The organism is Methanoplanus sp. FWC-SCC4 (genome assembly GCF_032878975.1).
GTDB lineage: Archaea > Halobacteriota > Methanomicrobia > Methanomicrobiales > Methanomicrobiaceae > Methanochimaera > Methanochimaera problematica.
In genome coordinates this window covers 385,514-408,574 of sequence record NZ_CP043875.1, presented here as the reverse complement: position 1 = coordinate 408,574, position 23,061 = coordinate 385,514, and the positions used below count along the sequence as shown (strand labels likewise).

Below are 23,061 nucleotides of genomic sequence, written 5' to 3'. Positions count from 1 at the left end.
AATACTGGCCAAATTTTCTTTTAAAAAAATATTTCAGAGGAGTATATTTTTATTACCGTTTAAAAACAAAAAAATTCAGATTGCCGGAAAATTCAAACCGGCTTCTCTCATTGCCACGACAGTTATGTACACAACAGCACTCAAAAGAATAATTGTTGCACCTGATGGCACATTCAAAAGGTATGAGAGAAAGATGCCTGACGTTGTAAAAACCGCACCAAGCAGTGATGATATGTAAAACATATGGGAGATCTTCATTGTAAACTCACGCGCTATTGCAGCAGGGAGTGTGAGCAGTGCAATTACAAGAATTACACCCACAACCTGTATCAGCATCACAACAGTCAGAGCAATTAACACAAGCAAAAGGATCATAATTTTTTCTGAAGGGATGTTCATAACATCCGCATACTCCTCATCAAAGGTTACGGCAAGAATCTGATTGTAAAATAAAAATACTATCAGAAAAATAAGCGCAACAAGGAAGGCCATTATTAAAATGTCATTAAAAGGCACAAGGAGAATATTTCCAAAGAGATAACCAAAAAGATCAGGCGCATTCCCGGGTGTCAGATACACAAACATAATTCCAAGCGCCATTCCCACAGCCCATACCGAACCTACAAGAGTATCCATGTGCTGATGTGCAGTATTTCTTATGTGCCCGATTAAAGCCGCAGTTGCTATGCTAAAACCAGTTGCACCGATTATTGGATCAAAGCCAAAGAAATACCCAAGACCTATACCGCCAAAAGCAGCATGTGATATTCCTCCTGACAATGAAACCATCCTTTTTACAACAACAAAACTTCCAATAACACCGCATGCCATACTTGCAATGATACCTGCAAACAGGGCATTTCTGAAGAATTCATATCCCAAAACAGAAAGCATCGGTTCAGTCACCACCACAAATCATTCATGCTCCCGGAAAACTCTGTGCGGTACTCCGTGTGCTATCAGGTCAACAGGACACTTGTAGGCCTTTTGGAGCATCGATTCAGTAATCTCGTTTGTATGATGGGTAAAAAGCGTCCTGTTAAGGCATGCAACCCTGTCCACACCCGAAGCCAGTACCCCTATATCATGTGTTACAAGCACTATTGTCATCTTTTTATGAAGTTCATGCAATATATCCAGAAATTTTTCTTCAGTGGGAGAATCAACATAAACAGTCGGCTCATCAAGCAGAAGAACACGGGGATTACCAACTATGGCCCTTGCAATTATTGCCCTTTGCTGTTCACCGCCCGATAATTCGCCAAAACTTCGGTCTGCCAAATCAAGAATACCAAGGTCATTTAATGCTTCATCCACCAGGATTCTGTCATTTTCGGAGTACTTTTTGTGAATACCTTTTATGTGTCCAAGCCTTCCGGTCTGTACCATTTCCCTGACACTGACAGGATAGGAAAAATCAAAAGTATGAAACTGAGGGACATATCCAAGCATGTAACGATTTTTCTCAGGACTCTCCCCATAGATTTCAACTATTCCCGATGAAGGTTTTAAAAGCCCGAGCACTATCTTTAAAAGAGTTGTCTTGCCTCCACCGTTCGGACCGATTATTGCATAAAATTCGCCCTCATATATTGAAAGAGAAACATTTTCAAGAAGTTTTTGTCCGTTCCTCTCAAATGTAATATTTTTGATATTTATCGCAGTGTTTGCCATATTTTTCAGACCTCCGCAAAAGCGCCTGCAACTGCGGCCATATTCTCAGAATAGTTCTCTGCAAGCGGGTCTATCAAAACCAACCTGCCATTAATCGCGTCAGCAACCACATTTGCACTTTTCAGACTGTATTGTGGGGATGCAAATATGACAGATATGTTATCTGCCCGGGCCTGTTCTATCAGAGAAGAAATATCCCCTGATGTCAGTTCTTTGCCCTCAGTTTCAACAGGTACCTGAATGAGACTATAGTCTTTTGCAAAATAAGCCCATGCAGAATGATAAACCATTATTTTTTCGCCATTTTTACCTTCAAGCTCCATGGTTATATCCTTATCAAGCATGTCAAGTTTTGAAATATATTCTTCTGAATTTTTACGGAAATATTCTTCATTTTCCGGACTGAACTCACAAAGGCCCTCACAGATATTTTCAACCATTATCCTCGCATTTTTAGGCGACAGCCAGATATGAGGATCTCCAAAACCATCCCCCTGACTTCCGGTATCACCATATATCAGATCAATTCCCTTTGAACAGTCAATTATCTTCATCCCAGGATTAATTCCCTTTAGTTTATCCATATATGCAAGTTCAAATTCAATACCTGAACCAACCTCTGCATAAATGTCAGCTTTGGACAATTCCTTTAACTGCTCCGGTGAAGGCTCATGTGTATGCGGACTTGCGCCGGGGGGAACAAAGAGTAAAACATCAACTAGTTCACCGCCCACACTCTCGACAAATTCTTTTTGTGGAGGTATTGAAACCGCAACTTTGATCTGGCTTTCACCGTTGATGTTACCGTTGCCTGACTGTACTGTACTGTTGTCTGTGCATCCGGTGACTAAAATAATCAGAAAGATGACAGACAATAAAAATAATTCAGATATCTGTCTCTTTGAAAACATGAATTTGCCCCTTTTTTATGTAAATAAATTGAATCTCATATAATCACCATGGTAATTATTGCTTTTGTCAGAAAAGAGGATTATAATCTAATACAACATTAACTTTCTATTTCGTCATATTTTTTGGTGTGCATACTATACGTGAAGTTATGTTTAAAATTTGAGAGAGAATCTCATTTTTAAAAATTAATATTACTTGCACACACACAATACAAATTTGTTAGATCAAATATTATTTAATATTTTAAAAGTTAACACACATTTGAATATTTTTATTAACACAGTAATCAGTATTTTTATGAGAGGTAATAATATATGAAAAAAAGTTATGGAGCTTTACTGATTGTATTAATGATTTTAATGGCTGCACTTTTGCTTTCAGCAGGATGTACAGCAGAAAACAAAAATGCACAGGCATCAACTGCAAAAGAGATTGCAGACGATAAAATATCAATTACGGACTCTCTTGGAAGGGAAGTTACTGTACCAAAAGACCCCCAGAGAGTCGTATGCTCAGGATCAGGGGCACTCAGATACCTGACATATCTTCAGGCACAGGACAAAACAGTCGGTGTCGATGACATTGAATACAGGGAAGACGCAACAGACGCAAGACCTTACAGAATTGCAAACACGCAGTTTAAGGATTTGCCTTTAATCGGAGAATTCAGGGGTAATGATGATCCTGAAAAGATAATTGCACTAAACCCGGATGTGATTTTTAAGACATATGTCACATCAACAGCAGATGCCGACAAACTCTCCGAAAAGACAGGTGTTCCTGTTGTTGCATTAAATTACGGAGATATAGGATACCACCGTCAGGATGCTTACGAATCCCTCAGAATAATGGGTAAGGTTATGGTCAAAGAAGAACGTGCGGAAGAAGTCATTGCATTCTTTGAAGACACCATAAATGACCTGAATTCAAGAACAAAAGATGTCCCCGATAGCACAAAAAAGACCTGCTATATCGGTGGTGTAAGTTATAGGGGCCCACACGGAATGCAGTCCACACAACCGGAGTACCCGCCATTCATATTCCTAAACGCCGACAATGTTGCAGGTGATCTTGGAACAGAACATGCAGATGTCGCAAAGGAAAAAATAATTGAGTGGAATCCTAGTATCATCTTCCTTGACCTTGCATCACTTAGAACAAATCCTTCCGGTCTTGACGAGCTTAAAAATGATCCTTCATACCAGATACTTGACGCTGTAAAATCAGGAGAAGTCTACGGAGTCATCCCATACAATTCTTATACAGCAAATCACGGAAATGTTCTTGCAGATGCATATTACATCGGAAAAGTGCTTTATCCGGATAACTTCAAAGACATTGAACCTAAAGCTAAGGCAGATGAAATTTTTGAATTCCTTGTTGCAAAACCTGTATTTGATCAGATGAACACAGACGCTTTTAAGGGGCTGGGCTTTACAAAACTTGAGCTTTAAAGAGCGTAGAAAAAATGCACCTAAATGACGGCACAATCCCTGAGGATTATCTTAAATACACAGGGAAAAAAATATCAGTTATCCTTGGAGGATTTATCCTCCTTTTGATAACACTTATTATGGCTATATCCCTTGGACCTGTAAATATTCCTCCTCTGGATGTAATTGTAACAATTTTTGGATCAAACGTATCCGATCAGTTCACTGCAATTATCTGGAACAACAGGATACCACAGGCTTTAACGGCAATTGTTGCAGGCGCTGCACTTGCAGTTTCAGGAGTTGCCATGCAGTCAATACTCAGAAATCCCCTGGGCTCCCCGTTTACACTGGGAATATCACATGCTGCAGCATTTGGGGCAGCATTTTCCGTAATTGTACTCGGGGCAGGGACAATGCAGAGTACAGGAGTCAATTCAATTGTTATCAGCAATCCTTATGTCACAACCACAGTTGCATTTATTTTCTCTTTGTTATCGACAGCAGTTATTCTGCTGATATCCAAAATAAGAAGGGCATCTCCGGAGGTAATGGTTCTTGCAGGGGTAGCAATAGGATCTCTTTTTACGGCAGGAACCATGTTTTTGCAATATTTCGCAGATGATGTACAGCTTGCCGCAGTCGTATTCTGGACTTTCGGTGATGTTGGAAGAGCCAACTGGAATGAACTTATGATAATGGGAATCCTCACAGGTCTTGCCATTATTTACTTTGTTTACAACTGCTGGAATTACAATGCAATTGATGCAGGTGACGAAACTGCAAAAGGTCTCGGCGTAAATGTTGAAAGGCTGAGACTCGTAGGTATGATTGTAGCATCCATGATTTCCGCCGTTGTTGTGGGTTTTTTAGGCATTATCGGGTTTGTCGGTCTGGTCTGTCCGCACATGATGCGCCGTATCATCGGAGATGACCACAGATTCCTTATTCCGGGAACCATAGTTGCAGGGGGAATCCTGCTCCTTGCATCAGATACAGCAGCAAGGATGATTCTTGCACCACACGTCCTTCCGGTTGCAATTCTTACAGCATTTATGGGAGCACCGGTTTTCATCTATCTGCTTGTAAGGGGGTATGCAAAATGATCCTGAATGTTGACGGAGTTGAATTTGGTTACAAAAGCAAGAGTGTATTAAATGACATTGAATTTAATGTACAGAAAAATGAGCTTCTTTCAATTCTCGGACCGAACGGAGTCGGGAAGACCACCCTTCTAAAGTGTATGAATGCCATTCTCCGCCCAAAGGCAGGTGCTGTTATGGTCGACAGCGATGATGTGACCAAACTCGATCAGCTTGAGATTGCCAAACGAATCGGTTATGTCCCCCAGAAATGTGAAACAGGAAGACTTACCGCATTCGATTCAATTCTTCTCGGCAGAAGACCGCACATTAAGTGGAATGTTTCTGAAAAAGATATCAAAATTGTTGAATCAGCAATTAAAAAACTTGACATGGAAGATCTTTCCCTGAGATACATAAACGAAATGAGCGGGGGAGAACTCCAAAAGGTTTCCATTGCAAGGGCACTTGTACAGGAACCAAGAGTACTGCTTCTCGATGAACCCACAAGCAGTCTTGATCTAAAAAATCAGATTGAAATTCTGAGAACCATAAAAGAAGTTGTAAGAGGACATGACGTCTCAGCTGTAATGACAATGCATGATTTAAACAGTGCCCTCCGGTATTCCGACAAATTCCTCTTTTTAAGGAACGGGACAATATATGCTGCAGGACAGCGTGATGTTGTTACGCCGGATGTAATAATGAATGTTTATGGCGTTAATGTCGACATTGAGAATTTCAAGGGGAATCCTGTTGTAATACCTGTTGCGGATTAGGAAAAAACGATTTAAAATTGAGAAAATACTAAAAAATATCAGATTAATGAAAGAGGATTTAAAAATGTCAGAAAATATAAAATCATTTGAGGAAGCAGTTGAATTTCACGGGCATTCATGCCCCGGACTTGCATATGGATACAGGGCAGCTGAGTACGCATTAAAAGAGCTTTTCCACGGCAGAAGCATGGATGAAGAACTTGTTGCAATAGTCGAAAATGATGCATGCGGAATTGACGGGATTCAGTTTGTTACCGGTTGCACTATCGGAAAGGGTAACCTGATTTTCAGGGATTTCGGCAAACAGGTTTATACATTTATCAAACGGGATAACAGCGATGCAGTCAGAATATCCCAGAAGGACAAAACCGGAATGGGTGACTTTAACAAAAGAGCAGATGAGCTGAAAGGAAAGGTCTTTTCGGGATCTGCAAATCCTGAAGAGATTAAGGAATTTCATGAAATAAGGGCTGAGATTACAAAACATATCCTCTCGATGCCTCTTGAAGATTTGTATAATATCAGCCACATAAAGCCTCAAATTCCTGAAAAAGCAAGAATTTTTGGAACAGTCAAATGCGCAAAGTGCGGAGAGATGGTCTCAGAGTCAAGGGCAAGGGTTCAGGACGGAAAAATAGTCTGCATCCCGTGTTTTGAAGAATATTCACGCGGATGGTAAATTCCATCCGGATTTAGGATAATCTTCTACAAAATTTTTTGAAATTAGCGATTGACTGACAATATTGTACTTTTACCAGACTTCATATCTTTCCATAACCAGTATCCGGCAAGGCTTCCTGACATTAAGGTCTGGATAATGATGTAGGCTATTATAATTATGATAACATCAGGCAGAAGTACAAAGCTGCTTGAGGCTATTAGAAATGCAACACCTGCATTTCTGTTTGCAGAACCTGTTGCCATAGATTTTTTTCTCCCGATATTATCCCCGCCCGACATATAACCAAGTAACAGAGAGAAAAAAACAACCAGTATCATTCCAATTATTGATTTTAGATCGGTTATCACAGAATATAGCATCATTCCGGCTTCTGAAAAAAAAATAATTACAAGTGATGCCATTATGGCGATAAAGGCGGATATGTTTGAAAATTTAAATACAATATGTGATATGCGACGGGAGATTTTTGGTTTTTGGGAGTTCAGATATATTCCGGATATTAAAGGAAACACCTGAACTATTGCAAGAATCCTGATTACATCCCAGAGATTTACTATTGCCGGAGAGGAAATAAACAAAGGCAGTGTCAGCGGAGCTGAAAATAATGCAAACGAACACAAAACAAACATCAGAATTATTGAATGTTCAACATCCCCGTTTGCTATCTCCGTAATCCTTGGAGCATAAGATGCTCCCGGTGCACATGCCATCATCATAAACCCAAGGAACAGACTTCCCTTTATTCCAAGCAGCAATGCAAGCATAACCGCTATTGCCGGAATTAAAATTAAATTTATCAGAAGAGATTTTGTAAGCAGTTCAGGATCTCTGAAAATATCAACTATTTTTTTAAAAGAAATACCGAGCCCTATTGAAAACATAGATGACATTATGAAGATGTATATTATAATCAGTAAAATCCCGGCTATGACCACAGCAATAAATAACCAAATTTGTATTTATAACATATGATGCACCGGAATATATGATCAGATAAACTAAGGACCCAGCTGAAATCCGATTTCAGTCAATTAAAATAATCTAAAAATATCTGCATCAACCATTATTTTTCAGGATATGAAAATCAGCAGATAAAATATTCAAATATTTGACATTATAACAGAATTTCACCCTGATTGGAGGCAATTTTTTTGTTTGGCAGGATTTTAGATTAGAACTGATAGCAATAAAACACATATTAATTAAATCAATTCAAAAAAGACAAAGGCCGGGGCCGAGATTTGAACCCGAGTCCAGGGAGCCACAATCCCTGAGGATAACCAACTACCCCACCCCGGCAGGGCTGCTTTACTTAGGTTGATTCCCATTATAAATTAAGATATCTTTTTGATCCTGAAATCAGACCAATCCCAGGGGACCCTTAATATTCTTATATGTGCCAATAAATAAACAGATAATTTCTTAAATGTCTGGTGATTTTAAATATCCAATATCAGCCAGTCATTTTTTTGGAGGGTGGCGCAATGGCCAAAAAAAAGAATAAAGGAAATAAGCAGCAACCAGACGCAAATACAATCCGAACGCCAATCGTTTGTGTTTTAGGACATGTGGATCATGGCAAGACATCACTACTGGACAAGATACGCGGATCATCCGTGGTCAACAAGGAAGCCGGAGCAATCACACAACACATCGGCGCGACCATCGTACCCCTCGAATCAATTGAGGAGATGAGCGGGACAAAGGGCAAAGTCAGTTTCGACGTTCCGGGTCTTCTTTTCATTGACACACCCGGACACCATGCCTTTACCACGCTTCGCGCAAGAGGAGGAGCTCTTGCCGACATGGCAATCCTCGTAGTTGACATAAACGAAGGTTTCCAGCCCCAGACCATAGAAGCCCTTCAGATCCTGAAAAATTCAAAAACACCGTTTGTTGTAGCCGCAACAAAAATAGACCGTATTCACGGATGGCGTGTCAATGAAAACGCACCTTTCATGAAATGCTACGATGCACAAAACGATCGTGTAAAACTGGAAATTGAGACCAAGACCTATGAAGTAGTCGGTAAACTCTCAGAACTGGGATTTAACTGCGAACGCTACGACAGAATCAAGGATTTCCAGAAAAATATCGGAATTGTCCCTGTCAGCGGCATTACAGGTGAAGGTCTTCCGGATCTTTTGATGGTCATGATAGGTCTTGCACAAAGATACATGACAGAAAATCTCAAACTGACAGTCGAAGGACCCGGCACAGGAACAGTAATTGAAGTAAAAGAGGAAAGAGGCCTTGGAACAACCCTTGATGTCATCCTTTTTGACGGGACACTAAAAGTCGGTGATGAGATTGTCGTTGGAGGAAATGAGAATGTTATTACCACAAAGGTTCGCTCCCTCCTTAAGCCAAGACCAATGCAGGAAATCCTCACGGAAGATCGCTTTGAGAGGGTTAAATCTGTCAGCGCTGCGAGCGGAATTAAGGTATCGGCACCAAACCTTGATGACGTTGTTGCAGGTTCACCATTAATTGTCGTTGACAATAACCGCGATGAATTAATTGAGCGCGTAAAGCATGAAATGCAGGATATAGAAGTCAGTCTCTCAGAAGAAGGACTTTTCATAAAAGCTGACACCATAGGTGCACTTGAGGCATTGTCAAAAGAGCTTGAACAGCACAAAATCCCCATCATGCGTGCAGAAGTAGGACCTGTGAGCAGACATGACATAATTGAAGTAGGGACAATTAAAAACCCGCTTATGTCCGTACTGCTTGCCTTTAACACAACAATGCTGCCTGATGCACTCGACACACTGATGGAAAGTTCAATGGATCATGTCAAAGTCTTTGAATCAAGCGTCATCTACCATTTAATCGATGACTACATCGAGTGGGAGGAGAAGAAAAGACGTGAAATGGAGAAACAGAGCTTTGAAAAACTTGTCATGCCCGCAAAGATAACACTTCTCCCGGACTGTGTATTCAGACAGAACAACCCGGCTGTTGTTGGAATAAGGGTACTTGGAGGAAAACTCCAGACAGGTGTAAACCTGATCCACCTTGACGGAAGAAAGGTCGGAAAAGTAAAACAGATGAAGAAAGGTCAGGACAATATTCAGGAAGCAATCGACGGCGATGAGATTGCAATATCCATTGAAGGCCCGACCATAGGACGACAGGTGAATGTCGGCGATGATCTTTACGTGGACATACCCGAACATCATGTTAAAGTTCTTGAAACTGAGATGATTTCTCATTTAAACAGCAGTATGACGGAAATTTTGGAAGAATTGACACGTATGAAAAGAAAAGACAAACCCTTCTGGGGCAAGTAGTCTTTTTAATGTTATAATTCAAAATTATAGAGAACTAAATATTGGAGTTCTAGAAATGGCAGATTTAAAAATAGTCCTCTCCGACCCTAAAACCGGCAAAGCATACAATGTAGAAGCAACCGGAGGAATGGCAGGAGCAATCATAGGAAAATCCGTTGGAGAAGAGATCAATGGTGATGCACTTGGTTTTGCAGGCTACAAGATCCTGATTACAGGTGCAACAGACAGAACAGGCATTCCGGCAAGAAAAGATCTGCCAGGAGCAGGCAAAAGGAAGCTTCTTCTTTCAGAAAGCACAGGCTTCCACCCGACATACAACGGACAGCGTCAGAGAAAGACAATCCGTGCATCTGAGATTACATCAGACTTTGTTCAGGTGAATGCAAAGGTTGTCGAATACGGCGAAAAGACAATGGAACAGTACTTTGCTCCGGAAGAACCCGAAGCAGCTGCTGAACAGTAATAATAAAAACAATTTTTTTGCCTGTTTATTAAAACTGTATTTTAATAAAATAATTTACAGTTCAGATATTCCGGCATTAAATTAATTTAAAATATTTTTTCTCTTCTTAAATAAGAAAGGGAAACTCATTTAATTTTACTTTAAAAATCACTTTCCTAATTTCCTGTTCATAAAGACCCAAAACATTATTTCATGAAGTATTTATTAAGAAAAAACTCATCCTGATTTTTAATTCAGATAAACCTGGTAAAATATTATAGGAGATACAATTTTTATAAAAATGAGCAATATTGTTAGAATTCCTGTTTATTCCAAAAAACGGATAGATAGTTACTATTCCTTTTCGATATTTTTTTCCAAATCTTCAAGATAGCCCTCAAAGTCAACATCATATTTCCGGGCAAGGATAACACAGGCCGCCTCAGGCCGGAGATTTCCGTCAAATACATCTTTTATAATCATATTCATCTCAGAAACGATCTTACTTACATCTGTGTTTAAAGAACCGGCAATATCTTCGAGCAGTCTTTCAACCGGATCATTGTTTTCAAATATTGATGAAGACGGTTTGTAACCCAGAGGAATATCCGTCCCGGACACATCGAAACCAGGCGATAAATAGCCGTCATTTTCAGAAATCAGACCTGAATCAACCCCCATATTAATTAACTTAACAACCTGATCCTTGTTCATCCACCTCTTGTCAATCGTAAGAAAATAGATAAACTCCCCCTTCTTGAGCTGTTGCTTTCGCATATTCTTAAAAGGAGCGGCAATCACAGTTTTTAATGTCAATTAAAAGGCACCCGCAATAAGTTTTTTAATATCATAAGCATCTGTATTCCCGCCGTTGCCCTCTTTTGCCACAAAACACTCAGTACTCATTCCCTTCTCAATGAGTCTGAGGTAATATACGGTTGCAGAACGCGGGATTTTTCTCTCCCCTGTAAGAATGGTTTCATTCAGAATTATCTGAAAATCTGCCGTCTCTGAAATCTTTTCAAGCAGCGAAGGAATCTGATCAACAGGAACAAGATTTGTCTTCTCATTTGCAACAGAAATTTTTAGATCAAGGCGTACCAAATCCTCCCCCGCCCTGTTTGTTACATGAGTGCCGTTCATCAGAATAACCTTTTCAACCACATCAGAAAATGGCCTTCCAATTTCAAAATCGAGATCGCATCTCTGCGGAAACCTGTGATATACTCTGCGCATCGGTACAATATTGATGCTTAAATTTATAAAAAAGAGTTGGTAAACACCAGGGGTTGGATTACCCCCTTAAAAATCACTAAATTAAAAATCGGATCAAAAAAATTTATTCAATCAGAACTGCGTTTATTACGCCGTCCTGACCAGGTCTTGATACAATTCTTGCTTTTCCTGCTTCGGTTAAGATAATTGCACCCTTTGTGAGAAGGTTACGGCGCACGTAGTTAGGGTTTGCCGGGTTCACTTCCACATTTTTGATCTCTACCTTCTTTGTCTCACCGGTTTTTGGGTTTGAAACACATGCAAAATTGTCACGCATTGCACGGACTTTCTGGTTGCCTCCGTGTGTGCGGATTAATTTACGGCGTGCCTCACCAATGTGTGTTTCTGCCGGTGATCTTCCAATATCTACTCTTCTCTTTCCGCAGGCAGGCTTAATACGACCGCCGGTCTGCCTTCTTACTGATCTTCCTTGCCAGAGCATTTAATACACCTTTAAATTATGATATACTCTTAATTTTTTGAAAAACCTAGGGTCCTTCAAAAACTTCTGAAGTGCTATATATATTCCTTGTGAACTTATTTAATTGCACCGCAATTCTCTATCTCAGAATCTCATCAATGAGTTCTTCAAGGCCCTCTCCAGTCTTCAGATTAGTCCTGAATACAGGCATAACAGGGTTATAACGGTGAATATCTTCTTCCATTCTCTCAATGTTGCAGCCAACAAATTCTGCAAGATCTATTTTGTTGATTACAGCAATTGTTCCGTTCCTAAACATCATCGGATGTTTGTTTACAACATCATCTCCCTCGGTTGTACTGACAACCACTATCCTCTTTTCAGCACCAAGGGAAAAGTCAGTGGGGCAGACCATGTTTCCAACATTTTCAATGAACAAGATCTCTATCTCATCCAGCGGAAGAGAGTCAAGTGCATGTTCCACAAGATGTGCATCAAGATGACATTCCTTTCCTGTATTTGCATTTACAGCAGGGGCCCCGGTACCGACTATCCTCTGGAAGTCATCATCCCCCCAGACGTCTCCTGCAATTGCCCCTGTACTCATACCTCTTTTCTTCAATGCAGGAACAAGGTTCTCAATAAGTGCAGTCTTCCCTGAACCTATTGCCCCGAGAAGATCAAATCCCCTCACACCATGATCCTTTAATCTGTGGTAATTTTCATGTGCAAGCTTGTTATTTGCATTAAAAACGTCCTGTTCAATGCTAATATCAATATGGTGCATAGGTATAGTTATGATCAGTACCTGTTAATAGGTTCACCCAACTATACTATTGTACATGGAAAGGGAAACAGGAAAAGTGCTCTACCCCTGCTATTTTGATAAGGATCTGAAAAGAAAGGAAGGCAGGCGCGTAGAAAAGACACTTGCAATAAAAAAACCCGATACAAAATCAATAGCAAAGGCTGCATCAAAATTAGCTCTCAAATATAAAACAGAAGACAAAACACACCCTTCTTTCTGGATTGAAAAAAGCGGCCGTGTTGTCGTAGAATGGGATCAGCCCAAAGAGAGCCTGATTAAAAAAATTGCAGAAACCATGAAAGAGGACTAAAAAAACATGTATGATCTTCACACCCATACGACAATTTCCGACGGAGAACTTATCCCGACAGAGCTTGTGAGAAGGGCAGCGGTTTTGGGATATAAAACACTTGCAATAACAGATCATGTCGATGCATCGAACATAAGTGAGGCGATAAAGGGAATAAACGCAATAAAAATATCCGCCGGACATTATGGAGTAAGACTCCTCTCAGGTGTTGAGATCACACATGTTCCTCCAAAAGAGATAGCAGAGCTTGCAAAACGTGCCAGGAATGAAGGGGCTGACATTGTGGTAGTCCACGGTGAAACGGTGGTTGAGCCGGTCTGCCCCGGCACCAATATGGCGGCCTGCAGGTGCTCTGATGTAGACATTCTTGCGCACCCGGGACTACTGACAGAAGAGGAAGCATGTGAAGCCAGAATAAACAATGTTGCTCTCGAAATAACTTCAAGGGGAGGCCATAACAGAACAAACGGCCATGTTTACAGAGTTGCTAAGGTTTCAGGCTGTAATATTCTGGTAAATTCCGACACACACGGCCCTGATGATTTGATGACGGAAACCGCGCGTAAATCAGTCGCCATTGGTTGTGGAATGACACCAGGCGAGGCAGAAAATATTTTATCAGATAAAGCCCTGGATCATTTTAGGTGATCTTACCAAATATATAATGTTTAGCACAACCTTAATATACTTTTTAGACCCATATATATAGATTGCGAAGTAGAATTTGATCTTGGTTTTTCAGGAAGGTAATCTATTGAAACTTGCTGGCCGTATTAATTCCATTATAGGAAAACACATAATCGTTGTTTGTTGTGACCCGGCCCAACTGCCACGAATTCATACAGAAGTTGTTGACCGCCGTCAAAAACCTGTTGGAAAACTTGTTGAAGTATTTGGGAATATAAACGCCCCTTATGCAACCGTTTATTGTAAAAATACAAAAAACCGCATTACAGGCGAAAAAATCTATACAAAATAAAAAATTTGGTGAAATATGCAGGAAATTGAAAAACTCAAACAGCTCCAGTCACAAAGAGAAGCACTCAAAAAGAGAAGCACAGAAAATGTCGAAAAACTTCAAAAGAAGAAGGAAGACACAACCAAAACAGTCTGCCCGGAGTGTGGAAGCCGTCAGTTAATTCATGATTACGAACGTGCAGAGCTTACCTGTCAAAACTGTGGTCTTGTTCTTGAAGAAGAATTTATCGACAGAGGTCCTGAGTGGCGTGCATTCGATCACGACCAGCGTATGAAACGTTCACGTGTTGGTGCTCCTATGACCTTTACAATTCACGACAAAGGTCTCTCAACGATGATCGACTGGAGAAACCGTGATTCATACGGTCGTGCTATCTCCTCCAAAAACCGTGCACAGCTATACCGTCTGCGTAAATGGCAGAGAAGAATCCGTGTATCAAATGCAACAGAGAGAAACCTTGCATTCGCTCTTTCCGAACTTGACCGCATGGCATCAGCTCTTGGTCTTCCAAGAAATGTTCGTGAAACAGCAGCAGTTGTCTATCGTGATGCTGTTGACAAAAACCTGATTCGCGGAAGAAGTATCGAAGGTGTTGCAGCCGCTGCTCTCTATGCTGCATGCCGCCAGTGCAGTGTTCCAAGAACACTTGACGAAATTGCCGAGGTATCACGTGTATCAAGAAAAGAGATTGGAAGAACATACAGGTTCATCTCAAGAGAACTCGGATTAAAACTTCTTCCGACATCACCAATCGACTATGTGCCGCGCTTTTGCTCGGGACTTAATCTCAAAGGTGAAGTTCAGTCAAGGGCTGTTGAAATCCTCAGACAGGCCGGAGAAAGAGAACTTACAAGCGGCAGAGGCCCGACAGGAGTTGCCGCCGCCGCAATTTATATATCATCCATTCTTGGCGGAGAACGCCGTACACAGCGTGAAGTCGCTGAAGTGGCAGGCGTTACCGAAGTTACGATCAGGAACAGATATAAGGAACTTGCAGAAAAACTAGATATAGAGATTATTCTCTAATCTAACCCATAAAATTTATTCAATTCTCCATCCAGCTTTATTTTAATAAAAATGGGCTTGTAGATCAGGGGGAGATCGCTACGTTCGCAACGTAGAGGCCGCGGGTTCAAATCCCGCCAAGTCCATAAAAATTATTCTGAAAAATTGTTCTTTTATAAAAATCCACAGGGATAAAATTGCAGATCCAAATTACAAAAAAAGCCGGTTAAAAAAAATTATAGCCAGAGCATGTCATCATCTTCTGAATCAGATGAAAAACTGCTCTTACTCTTTTTATTGACAGATTTTTTATCTGCTGACGGTGTCCTGTCATCCTTAACCTGAAGTCTCCTTTTGCCAGGTTCGGGATCTTTTGCACCCGCACTTTTTGCACTTACAAGCCTTTTTTCAGCACGCGAGAATGACTCATCTTTGGAACGCACTGCCTTCATTCCTTTTATCTTTGTATCGTCCGAGATAAGTTCACGGGGTTTGACAGCATCACCCCTCATCTTTACCCCTCCGGATAAAAGCTCCTTTGGGGCAGAGACATCATTCCTCATTCTGACACCCCCTGAGAGAAGCTCTTTTGGTTTGCGGGCGGCTCCCCCCATAGACAGTTTACCATTTAAATTATTATCTTTGGGACGTATTGCAGGCCTTATTGACAGCCTTCCTCCGGAAAGACTTCCCTCTTTTGCACGGATGTTCGGACTTACCGACACCTTGCCTCCGGATAAAGCATTGTCAGAGGGCTTTAATTTATGACCCACCGAGATGGAACCGCCGGAAAATGTATTGTCATTAGGTTTCAGCACCTTCCCACCGGAGATCCTGCTCCCTGAAAATGCCTTGTCAGTGGGCCGCTGAACCGAACCGCCAATACTTATTTTTTCACCGACACGGGCAACATCACTCTTTTCACGCGGAACAGAAGGCCCCTTGATCTCCCCGACACCAAAGATCCTGTCTTTTGGAGCTTTGCCCATATCAACAGAAGTCATCCTTGTCATATCAAGATCGGTCTTTCCTGATCTTCCGGGCAGGTTGATTCCGTTGTTATCCTTTTTCTTCTCCTTTTTACCGGAAATTACAATCTGGTCATCATGCACTTTTTCTTTCTTAACCAAAGGCATACCGTCAGACTGTTCCTTTTTTAGCTCCTCGTACTCTTCCTTTTTTACATATTCACGGGAAGTCAGAGATATCGGCTCAGATTCATCATAATTCACAAAATCCCCCGCATTGTCCCCGCCATCATCATAATCATCCATTTCTTCATCCTCCAAAAGCTCGACAAATGAATAGCCCCTGTTGATCCCCGCCTGATCAACTGCTCCCGGACTATAATTTTCAGATCCCTGATAAGATTCAGCCTCAGCCAAATCATCCTCCAGAAAGTCCGCAATATTAAGAGAAGGAGAAGCACCTGCCGAAAAATTCCCGCCCTCAGAAGTTTCAAGCAGGTCAAGCTCATAACTTCCAAAATAAGCCTCTTCCCCGTTCATTCCCAAACGATCATCAGCCCCGGCAATCGTATTGTCTGAGGCTCCTGAAAGGGAATCGTCCGAATAACCGCTAATAAGGCCCCAGGCCTCTTCTTCAAGTGACTCATCATCACAGGCCGAAGAAGGCCTGTTATTATACTCTCCACTACAACCTTCCGGATATCCCGAGGTATACGAAGGCGTTTCATCCCCTAAATTCCCACACTGCTGATTTAAGGGGGAATGCTCCGACTCATAAATTTCGCGGTTATCCTTTTCTTCTGATGATCTGCCTTTAGATAAGAGAAGCATTTCATCTTCACGGAGGATTCTCTGTTCTTCTTCCATCTGCCTTTTTTGCTCTTCTTCCAACCTGTAAACCTCCCTTATTTTTCTTATCTCTTCCAGACGGGGAATATTGTGCAGACCTGAAAGCATTATGATGATTCCGACATAACGCGTATTTCGGACAGGATAATCACCGGAACGCATTTCAAGGCCGGCAATACTTGAATCAATCCATTTCCTGACAGTCTGAAAACCTTTCATTGAAAGTTCACGGGAGGGCCCTGCTATCAGAACAAGTGCTTTGTCGGCGCTTGTGAGATCACAGGGTATTGAAATATCCTCATAAACGGCTTGTTTGGCAAGTGAAACAATACGTGTTGCGCGTTTATGAGAACCCTCACTGAAATATGTATCAGATCTCCACCTCTCAAGAGGATCAAGCCAATTGCTTGGAAGCATCTCAATTGCATACCCGATGGCCGTCATCCCGTTTCCTTTAAGGGTGTTTAAAATTTCTCCTGCATCCAAAACAATTTCAGCTGATTCAAAGCCCGATTCATTAAATTCCCCTGCACGCAGCAAAAGACCCACCTGGCGTGAAATCCTTTCATTAAGCATCTTATAGGTATCCCGGGGATTTTCAGGAAAATGTTTTCCAAACGGCGATGGTTTTTGTACAGGGTTTCCTGCTTCATCGAGGGTCGTTTCAAAAGAGGCCTTTATTTTTTTGTACCAGGTTTCGTTGTCAAACAGAAATATACCGTCAACACACTCACCGATCATGTCAAGATCATCGGCTGCTTTCGTCGCGATAAGCCTTCCTTCACGAAGATACGGTAAAGTGCAGACTGCAAACACCGGTTCGACATATGACTTTCTGATCTCATTTGTAAGGTCAGGGATAACATCACTCAGATGCCCGCCAAGACCTGTGAAAACAAAAATTGCATCGATGTCGACATTGTCCATCTTTTTAACCTGGGACATAACTTCGTCTACATCAATTGTAGAGCACGCATCAAAATGAACGGCAGGATCAAGAACGGGGGAAAATACTTTTGCTTCATCAGGAAGATTCCGAAGCTGGGACAGAAAATTCCCGTCGGTATCAATCACAATTGCAGAAATACAGTTTACACTACTGCGCCTGTCCTGATAGTAAAGTTGATCCACAATACGTGAACCGGCCCCACCCACACCAATGGCAAGTATCCTCATTTTACTTTAAACCCCGGAATTTACAAATTCAGGAGATAATACATATGTTCTTAATTTATCGGCTGAATACAGGGTGTAAAACCCCGCTCAATCAGTCAGTTTTATTGTATTCCGGCCATACATGGCAGGTATAATTTACAATTATTTTTGCAGCTGTTTAAACTATATTTAATGTATGTACATACAGACTAATAATTGTCTTGATTCATACGTCTATGAATAAAAATCCAAATGGCGGAATATATCAGAGTATTTTAAAAAATTAAAGCCCATGAGGCTGAAAAATTAATATATGAATTTCATTTTTCAACACAATCTTATTTTTCAGACATTCATAAAACAAACCTGATTTTTTTAAATGGGTAATCAAAATGATAATGTTTTTAAATCTGCTAACGATAATAGACTAATTGAGGTGAATTGACCTTGAGTTATGGAATTGAATTTGTACCAGGAAATATATCTGTTAAACAGGTAGTAAAATACTGTAAACTTGCAGAGCAGAAGGATATCGACTTTGCATGGATTACAAACCACTACAACAACCGTCACTGTTACCCAACCCTTGCAGCAATTGCAGAGGCAACTGACAGCATTAAAATGGGCCCGGGTATCATGAACACATTTACCGACACACCGGCAGCAATTGCATCGTTTATGTGCACTCTTAACGAGATTTCAGAAGGACGCGCAGCACTCGGTATCGGTCCAGGTGACCTTTCAACACTGCCAAAACTTGCAATAGACCCAGCTAAGCCAGTTTCACGCTTAAAAGAGGGTGTTCAGCAGATCAAAGCACTTTGCGCAGGCGAAGAAGTCAAAAAGTCAGGAAACATGGAATTCTTTGACTACGATGGTGCAAAGCTGACAGGTGTTGAACTTCCTGCAAAGAAGAAGCAGATACCAGTCTACATCGGAGCGCAGGGCCCCAAGATGCTCGCACTTGCAGGTGAAATTGGAAACGGTGCTCTTATCAATGCATCAAACTCCAAGGACTTTGATATCGCAATTCCAATGATTAAAGCTGCATGTGACAAAGTCGACGAGAAGAAATTCAAGAAATTCGATGTCGGCGCATACACTGCAATGTCCATTGACCAGAGCGAAAAGAAGGCACGCAATGCAGCGAAGATTGTTGCAGCATTTATCGCAGCAGGTTCACCACCAGCACTTCTTGAACGCCACGGTCTTGACCTTGACAATGTAGCAAAGATCAAAGACGCACTTTCACGCTTTGACTTTGGTGCAGTAGGAGGCCTCGTTGGCGATGGCGAAATTGACGCATTCACAATTGCAGGCACACCGGAAATGGTACAGGAGAAGTGTGAAAACCTTACAAAATCAGGTGTAACACAGATCATATTTGGTTCACCACTCGGACCAGACATGACAAACTCCATCCGTCTTCTCGGAAAATACGTCATCTAAAAAAGCTGAAAAAAATAAAAATCACATATTTTTTTCACATTTTTATTCAACTATTTTATAACATTTAATGAAAATATACTCCTCTGGAAAGTTATTCATATGACAGACAGGGGCATATATAGTTTCAGCGAAATCCAAACAAATTCAGGAATTGTTCAGTACAGGACTGAAAACCTGACTGGCATAAAATGTCGGATTAGTCCTGAAAGAATTAAACGCAATATAGACAATCCGGATTTTTCAAAATATAATAATGAGCCATGTCCTTTTTGCCCTGAAAATGTTCTGATAAATACCCCTGTGTTTAAAGACGGAACCAGAATACAGAAAGGCGAGAGTATAACATTTCCAAATCTCTTCCCGTTTGCCAGAAAACATGTGGTTACAGTAATTACTAAAGATCACAATGTCAGAACTTTTTCAAAAAAGCAGATTGAAGATGCAATTGACGGGCAGTACCGGGCACTGATAAACGAAACCGGATACTCATCAATCAACTGGAACTTTCTCCCTTCAGCAGGCGCAAGCATGCTTCACCCGCATATGCAGGGAATATCTGATTACACCCCTTCAAACCTAACTGAAAAATACATCACAAATTCATACAAATACTATCAGGAAAAAGGCAAAAACTACTGGGATGAACTAATACATACAGAAATGAAATCTTCACGTTTTATAGCAGGCAGTGAAATAATCTGGGCCGCAAACCCGGTTCCACTGGGAGAAAAAGAGATAAGAGGATATATGCCGTTTTCAACACTGGATGAACTTGAGTCTTATATTGATCTAATCTCAAAAGGAATGAAAAATATAATTGATTTTTACAATTACTTAGGTCATTATGCATTCAATTTTTCATTGTACACAGGAACACCTAAAAACAAAAATAAAGGATTCAGGGCATTTTGTTCTTTTATTGCACGGATAAATCCCAATCGTGCGTGTACTTCCGACACCGCATTTATGGAGCGCCTCCACATGGAACCTGTCATACTTACACTCCCCGAAGATCTTGGAGAGGCATACAGTAACTTCAAAATCAATACAAAATGAAAAACAGCCTTAAAGGGTACTGGTCTGTCCTGACCGTTCTTTCTCTTGCAACAGCAATTGAACTTCTTGACGGCACAGCACTGAACATATCACTGCCAACAATAGCCACCGAATTCAACGCGGGACTCGACTCGGTTTCATGGATCCCACTCGTATATTTCCTGGTAATAAGCTGCCTTCTTTTACCGTTTGCAAAAACCGCAGAGATATATGGAACAGGAAGGATCATTGCCGGCGGATTTCTTATATTTACGGCTGCATCATACCTTTGCACAATCTCACCAGGAGTATGGTGGCTTGTACTCTTCAGAGGAATACAGGCCATAGGGGGGGCCATGATGGCCGCCGGAGTCCCGGCACAGGTTGCAATAGCATTCCCACAAAATGTTCGCGGGAAAGCGCTTGGAATTATTATGGGTGCAGGAGGATTTGCACTTGCAGCAGGGCCTGCCATAGGCGGGTATATAACCCATTACCTCTCCTGGCACTGGATATTTTACATAAACATACCCCTGGGACTCATCGGAGTCATTTTAACATTATATTTATTTGAAGATCAAAAACCTTCAGGAATTACCCGTAAATTTGATTACCCGGGAGTAATATTTTTGTCAGTTGCAATGTCCGCATTCCTTTTTACACTGACAAAAGGGAGTGCTCTTGGCTGGAATTCTCCGGTAATTCTGTTATGTATATTGCTGTTTATGATTTTTGCACCATTATTTTTCATATGGGAAAACAGGAATGCAAACCCGATAATCAACACGGAAATCTTCCTTTCATGGAAATTTCTGGGAGCAGTTTTGTTCCTCACTTTATTTGAGATACTTCTTGGAGGAATCGAATTTACCCTCCCCTTCTATCTGGAAAATATTACAGGGCTGACACCGGACATATCAGGACTTTATCTGCTGATACCCCCGCTCATCATGATAATCGCAGGCCCTGCAGGAGGTCTCATATCTGATTACGAAGGAAACAGGCTGGTGTGTTCAATAGCTGCATTAATAGCACTATTATCCAGCATTCCATTCGTTTATTCGCTATACACAGACACAATCCATCTTGTAATTGCACTGATAATGTTTGGGGCTGCAATTGGTATTGTTGCAAGCTCGGGAGCAAGCAGGGTAATTGAACACAGCCCTGAAAAACATAAAATTACAGGCTCTGCAATAAGCAACCTCGTATTTTACGTTGGCATGAGTATAGGGACAGCAGCATACACACTCGTACTTCAGGAGAGCATTTCACTTCAGACAAAGAATTTTCAATCCACAATTATCCAATCACTGCCCCCAATAATTTTTACCAATGCAATGGAGATGATCTACATATTCTCAGCAGTCCTTGCGGTAGCTGCACTGATAATATCGATATCAGTAAAAAACAGAGATATTTACAATTAATTAAGGAACAATAAAATTCTATTTTTTAAAATAATAATCTAAAAAACCAGATATCCGGCAAAAAATACACGCATCTTAAAATGAAATCCAAACTTCAATGATGACTGAGTGTCAGAAAAAAATCCACACAAGTGTTTTTGAAATATAATGAATCTTTTAATATGTAAGAAAGCAGGACTTTTGGAGTATTTACAATGTTTGAGTATTTCCAGGGACTTGGCCCTGTGCAGCAGGCCCTTCTTGCAGGGCTTTTTACATGGGGAATGACTGCAGCCGGAGCGGCAGTAGTGTTTCTGTTCACCGGTTTTAACAGAAAGTTTATGGATATCATGCTCGGTTTTGCTGCAGGAATAATGCTCGCGGCAAGCATCTGGTCACTGATAATTCCCGCAATAAAATTATCGGGGGACTGGGGATATCTTAACTGGTTTCCTGCATCAGCAGGATTTCTTCTCGGAGCAGTATTCATTGCCGGACTCGACAGGACACTCCCACACCTGCACATAGGCTCCCCCTACGAAAATGCTGAAGGGATTAAGACATCATGGCGGAGAAGTACACTGCTGGTGCTTGCCATAACCCTCCACAATATACCAGAAGGCCTTGCTATCGGTGTTTCTTTCGGAGCAGCCGCATCCGGACATCCGGAGGCTACTATTGCTGCTGCCATCTCACTGGCTCTTGGGATAGGGATCCAGAATTTACCGGAGGGAATTGCTATCTCCATGCCACTCCATAGTGAAGGCACAAGTGCAGCGAAGAGCTTTTGGTACGGCCAGCTGTCAGCAGTTGTCGAACCGGTTGCAGCTGTCCTGGGTGCTGCTGCGGTTGTCTTTGTAATGCCAGTCCTCCCCTATGCCCTTTCCTTTGCGGCAGGTGCAATGATCTATGTCGTTATCGAAGAAGTAATTCCGGAGTCACAGCTTAACGGAAATACAGACCTGGCAACTTTCGGGGCAATATCAGGTTTTCTTGTTATGATGATTCTGGATGTGGCCCTTGGATAAAAATGGGATGATAATTATTTTAACTTTTTTTATAAAAATGATTCAAACATTCACTATATCTGAAAATCAT

The 23,061-nt window shown here is 41.2% G+C and carries 23 protein-coding genes and 2 tRNA genes; 15 read left to right on the top strand and 10 right to left on the bottom strand.

The window, feature by feature from the left end; translation table 11 throughout:
* Positions 1–75: 75 nt before the first annotated feature.
* The 3 genes from F1737_RS02005 to F1737_RS01995 are packed head-to-tail and all read right to left on the bottom strand — an operon-like array spanning position 76 to position 2,585.
* Positions 76–912 (bottom strand): metal ABC transporter permease, encoded by an 837-nt coding sequence (locus F1737_RS02005; protein WP_317137113.1) that lies wholly within the window; start codon positions 910–912, stop codon positions 76–78.
* A gap of 3 nt (positions 913–915) precedes the next feature.
* A complete protein-coding gene (locus tag F1737_RS02000; protein ID WP_317137112.1) occupies positions 916–1,674 on the bottom strand; it encodes a metal ABC transporter ATP-binding protein in 759 nt (252 codons plus the stop codon).
* A gap of 5 nt (positions 1,675–1,679) precedes the next feature.
* Entirely contained in the window at positions 1,680–2,585 is a 906-nt protein-coding gene (locus F1737_RS01995; protein ID WP_317137111.1) for a metal ABC transporter solute-binding protein, Zn/Mn family, read from the bottom strand.
* Positions 2,586–2,900: 315 nt separating this feature from the next.
* On the opposite strand from F1737_RS01995, the gene F1737_RS01990 reads away from it, so the two are divergent.
* From F1737_RS01990 to F1737_RS01975, 4 genes are all read left to right on the top strand, one after another.
* Positions 2,901–4,040, top strand: a complete 1,140-nt coding sequence (locus F1737_RS01990) for an iron ABC transporter substrate-binding protein (RefSeq protein WP_317137110.1) — start codon at positions 2,901–2,903, stop codon at positions 4,038–4,040.
* Positions 4,041–4,054: 14 nt separating this feature from the next.
* Positions 4,055–5,125 carry a FecCD family ABC transporter permease gene (locus tag F1737_RS01985; protein WP_317137109.1) on the top strand — a complete coding sequence of 357 codons (1,071 nt, stop codon included), beginning with the start codon at positions 4,055–4,057 and terminating at the stop codon, positions 5,123–5,125.
* The gene (locus F1737_RS01980; RefSeq protein ID WP_317137108.1) at positions 5,122–5,880 is read left to right on the top strand and encodes an ABC transporter ATP-binding protein; all 759 of its coding nucleotides are present in this window, start codon (positions 5,122–5,124) and stop codon (positions 5,878–5,880) included. The genes F1737_RS01985 and F1737_RS01980 overlap by 4 nt, the downstream gene beginning before the upstream one ends.
* 64 nt (positions 5,881–5,944) lie before the next feature.
* Positions 5,945–6,559, top strand: coding sequence for an FmdE family protein (locus F1737_RS01975; protein ID WP_317137107.1), 615 nt, complete (start codon positions 5,945–5,947; stop codon positions 6,557–6,559).
* Positions 6,560–6,603: 44 nt separating this feature from the next.
* On the opposite strand, the gene F1737_RS01970 is transcribed toward F1737_RS01975, so the two are convergent.
* Positions 6,604–7,452: a bile acid:sodium symporter family protein gene (locus F1737_RS01970; RefSeq protein ID WP_317137106.1), complete on the bottom strand. Its 849-nt coding sequence runs from the start codon at positions 7,450–7,452 to the stop codon at positions 6,604–6,606.
* 336 nt (positions 7,453–7,788) lie between these two features.
* Positions 7,789–7,861, bottom strand: a tRNA-His gene (locus F1737_RS01965).
* A 185-nt stretch (positions 7,862–8,046) separates the two neighbouring features.
* On the opposite strand from F1737_RS01965, the gene infB reads away from it, so the two are divergent.
* Both infB and F1737_RS01955 read left to right on the top strand, forming a co-directional pair.
* The gene (infB, locus tag F1737_RS01960; RefSeq protein WP_317137105.1) at positions 8,047–9,858 is read left to right on the top strand and encodes a translation initiation factor IF-2; all 1,812 of its coding nucleotides are present in this window, start codon (positions 8,047–8,049) and stop codon (positions 9,856–9,858) included.
* A 55-nt stretch (positions 9,859–9,913) separates the two neighbouring features.
* Positions 9,914–10,321 (top strand): 30S ribosomal protein S6e, encoded by a 408-nt coding sequence (locus F1737_RS01955; RefSeq protein ID WP_317137104.1) that lies wholly within the window; start codon positions 9,914–9,916, stop codon positions 10,319–10,321.
* A 333-nt stretch (positions 10,322–10,654) separates the two neighbouring features.
* Here the strand turns inward: F1737_RS01955 and F1737_RS01950 are convergent, their stop codons facing one another.
* The 4 genes from F1737_RS01950 to hypB all read right to left on the bottom strand — a co-directional run bounded on the left by F1737_RS01950 (position 10,655) and on the right by hypB (position 12,783).
* A complete protein-coding gene (locus F1737_RS01950; protein ID WP_317137103.1) occupies positions 10,655–11,116 on the bottom strand; it encodes a DUF2240 family protein in 462 nt (153 codons plus the stop codon).
* Positions 11,117–11,536: a hypothetical protein gene (locus F1737_RS01945; protein WP_317137102.1), complete on the bottom strand. Its 420-nt coding sequence runs from the start codon at positions 11,534–11,536 to the stop codon at positions 11,117–11,119.
* Positions 11,537–11,639: 103 nt separating this feature from the next.
* Positions 11,640–12,017, bottom strand: a complete 378-nt coding sequence (locus F1737_RS01940; protein WP_317137101.1) for a 30S ribosomal protein S8e — start codon at positions 12,015–12,017, stop codon at positions 11,640–11,642.
* 118 nt (positions 12,018–12,135) lie between these two features.
* Positions 12,136–12,783 carry a hydrogenase nickel incorporation protein HypB gene (gene hypB / locus F1737_RS01935; RefSeq protein WP_317137100.1) on the bottom strand — a complete coding sequence of 216 codons (648 nt, stop codon included), beginning with the start codon at positions 12,781–12,783 and terminating at the stop codon, positions 12,136–12,138.
* Positions 12,784–12,838: 55 nt separating this feature from the next.
* On the opposite strand from hypB, the gene F1737_RS01930 reads away from it, so the two are divergent.
* The 5 genes from F1737_RS01930 to F1737_RS01910 all read left to right on the top strand — a co-directional run bounded on the left by F1737_RS01930 (position 12,839) and on the right by F1737_RS01910 (position 15,244).
* Entirely contained in the window at positions 12,839–13,114 is a 276-nt protein-coding gene (locus tag F1737_RS01930) for a signal recognition particle subunit SRP19/SEC65 family protein (protein WP_317137099.1), read from the top strand.
* Positions 13,115–13,120: 6 nt separating this feature from the next.
* A complete protein-coding gene (locus F1737_RS01925; RefSeq protein WP_317137098.1) occupies positions 13,121–13,762 on the top strand; it encodes a histidinol phosphate phosphatase domain-containing protein in 642 nt (213 codons plus the stop codon).
* 106 nt (positions 13,763–13,868) lie between these two features.
* Positions 13,869–14,093, top strand: coding sequence for an H/ACA ribonucleoprotein complex subunit GAR1 (locus F1737_RS01920; protein WP_317137097.1), 225 nt, complete (start codon positions 13,869–13,871; stop codon positions 14,091–14,093).
* A 15-nt stretch (positions 14,094–14,108) separates the two neighbouring features.
* On the top strand, positions 14,109–15,119 hold the full coding sequence (locus tag F1737_RS01915) for a transcription initiation factor IIB (protein WP_317137096.1): 1,011 nt from the start codon (positions 14,109–14,111) through the stop codon (positions 15,117–15,119).
* A 53-nt stretch (positions 15,120–15,172) separates the two neighbouring features.
* Positions 15,173–15,244: transfer RNA gene (locus F1737_RS01910), tRNA-Ala, on the top strand.
* A gap of 90 nt (positions 15,245–15,334) precedes the next feature.
* Here F1737_RS01910 and F1737_RS01905 read toward each other — a convergent pair.
* Positions 15,335–18,091 (bottom strand): hypothetical protein, encoded by a 2,757-nt coding sequence (locus F1737_RS01905; protein WP_317137095.1) that lies wholly within the window; start codon positions 18,089–18,091, stop codon positions 15,335–15,337.
* A 426-nt stretch (positions 18,092–18,517) separates the two neighbouring features.
* Between F1737_RS01905 and F1737_RS01900 the strand changes: the two genes are divergently transcribed.
* From F1737_RS01900 to F1737_RS01885, 4 genes are all read left to right on the top strand, one after another.
* Positions 18,518–19,519, top strand: a complete 1,002-nt coding sequence (locus F1737_RS01900) for a 5,10-methylenetetrahydromethanopterin reductase (RefSeq protein ID WP_317137094.1) — start codon at positions 18,518–18,520, stop codon at positions 19,517–19,519.
* 99 nt (positions 19,520–19,618) lie between these two features.
* Entirely contained in the window at positions 19,619–20,575 is a 957-nt protein-coding gene (locus tag F1737_RS01895; RefSeq protein WP_317137093.1) for a galactose-1-phosphate uridylyltransferase, read from the top strand.
* Positions 20,572–21,984 (top strand): MFS transporter, encoded by a 1,413-nt coding sequence (locus F1737_RS01890; protein WP_317137092.1) that lies wholly within the window; start codon positions 20,572–20,574, stop codon positions 21,982–21,984. Before F1737_RS01895 ends, F1737_RS01890 begins: the two co-directional genes overlap by 4 nt.
* A 194-nt stretch (positions 21,985–22,178) precedes the next feature.
* Positions 22,179–22,991: a ZIP family metal transporter gene (locus F1737_RS01885; RefSeq protein ID WP_317137091.1), complete on the top strand. Its 813-nt coding sequence runs from the start codon at positions 22,179–22,181 to the stop codon at positions 22,989–22,991.
* The last annotated feature ends 70 nt before the right edge of the window (positions 22,992–23,061 follow it).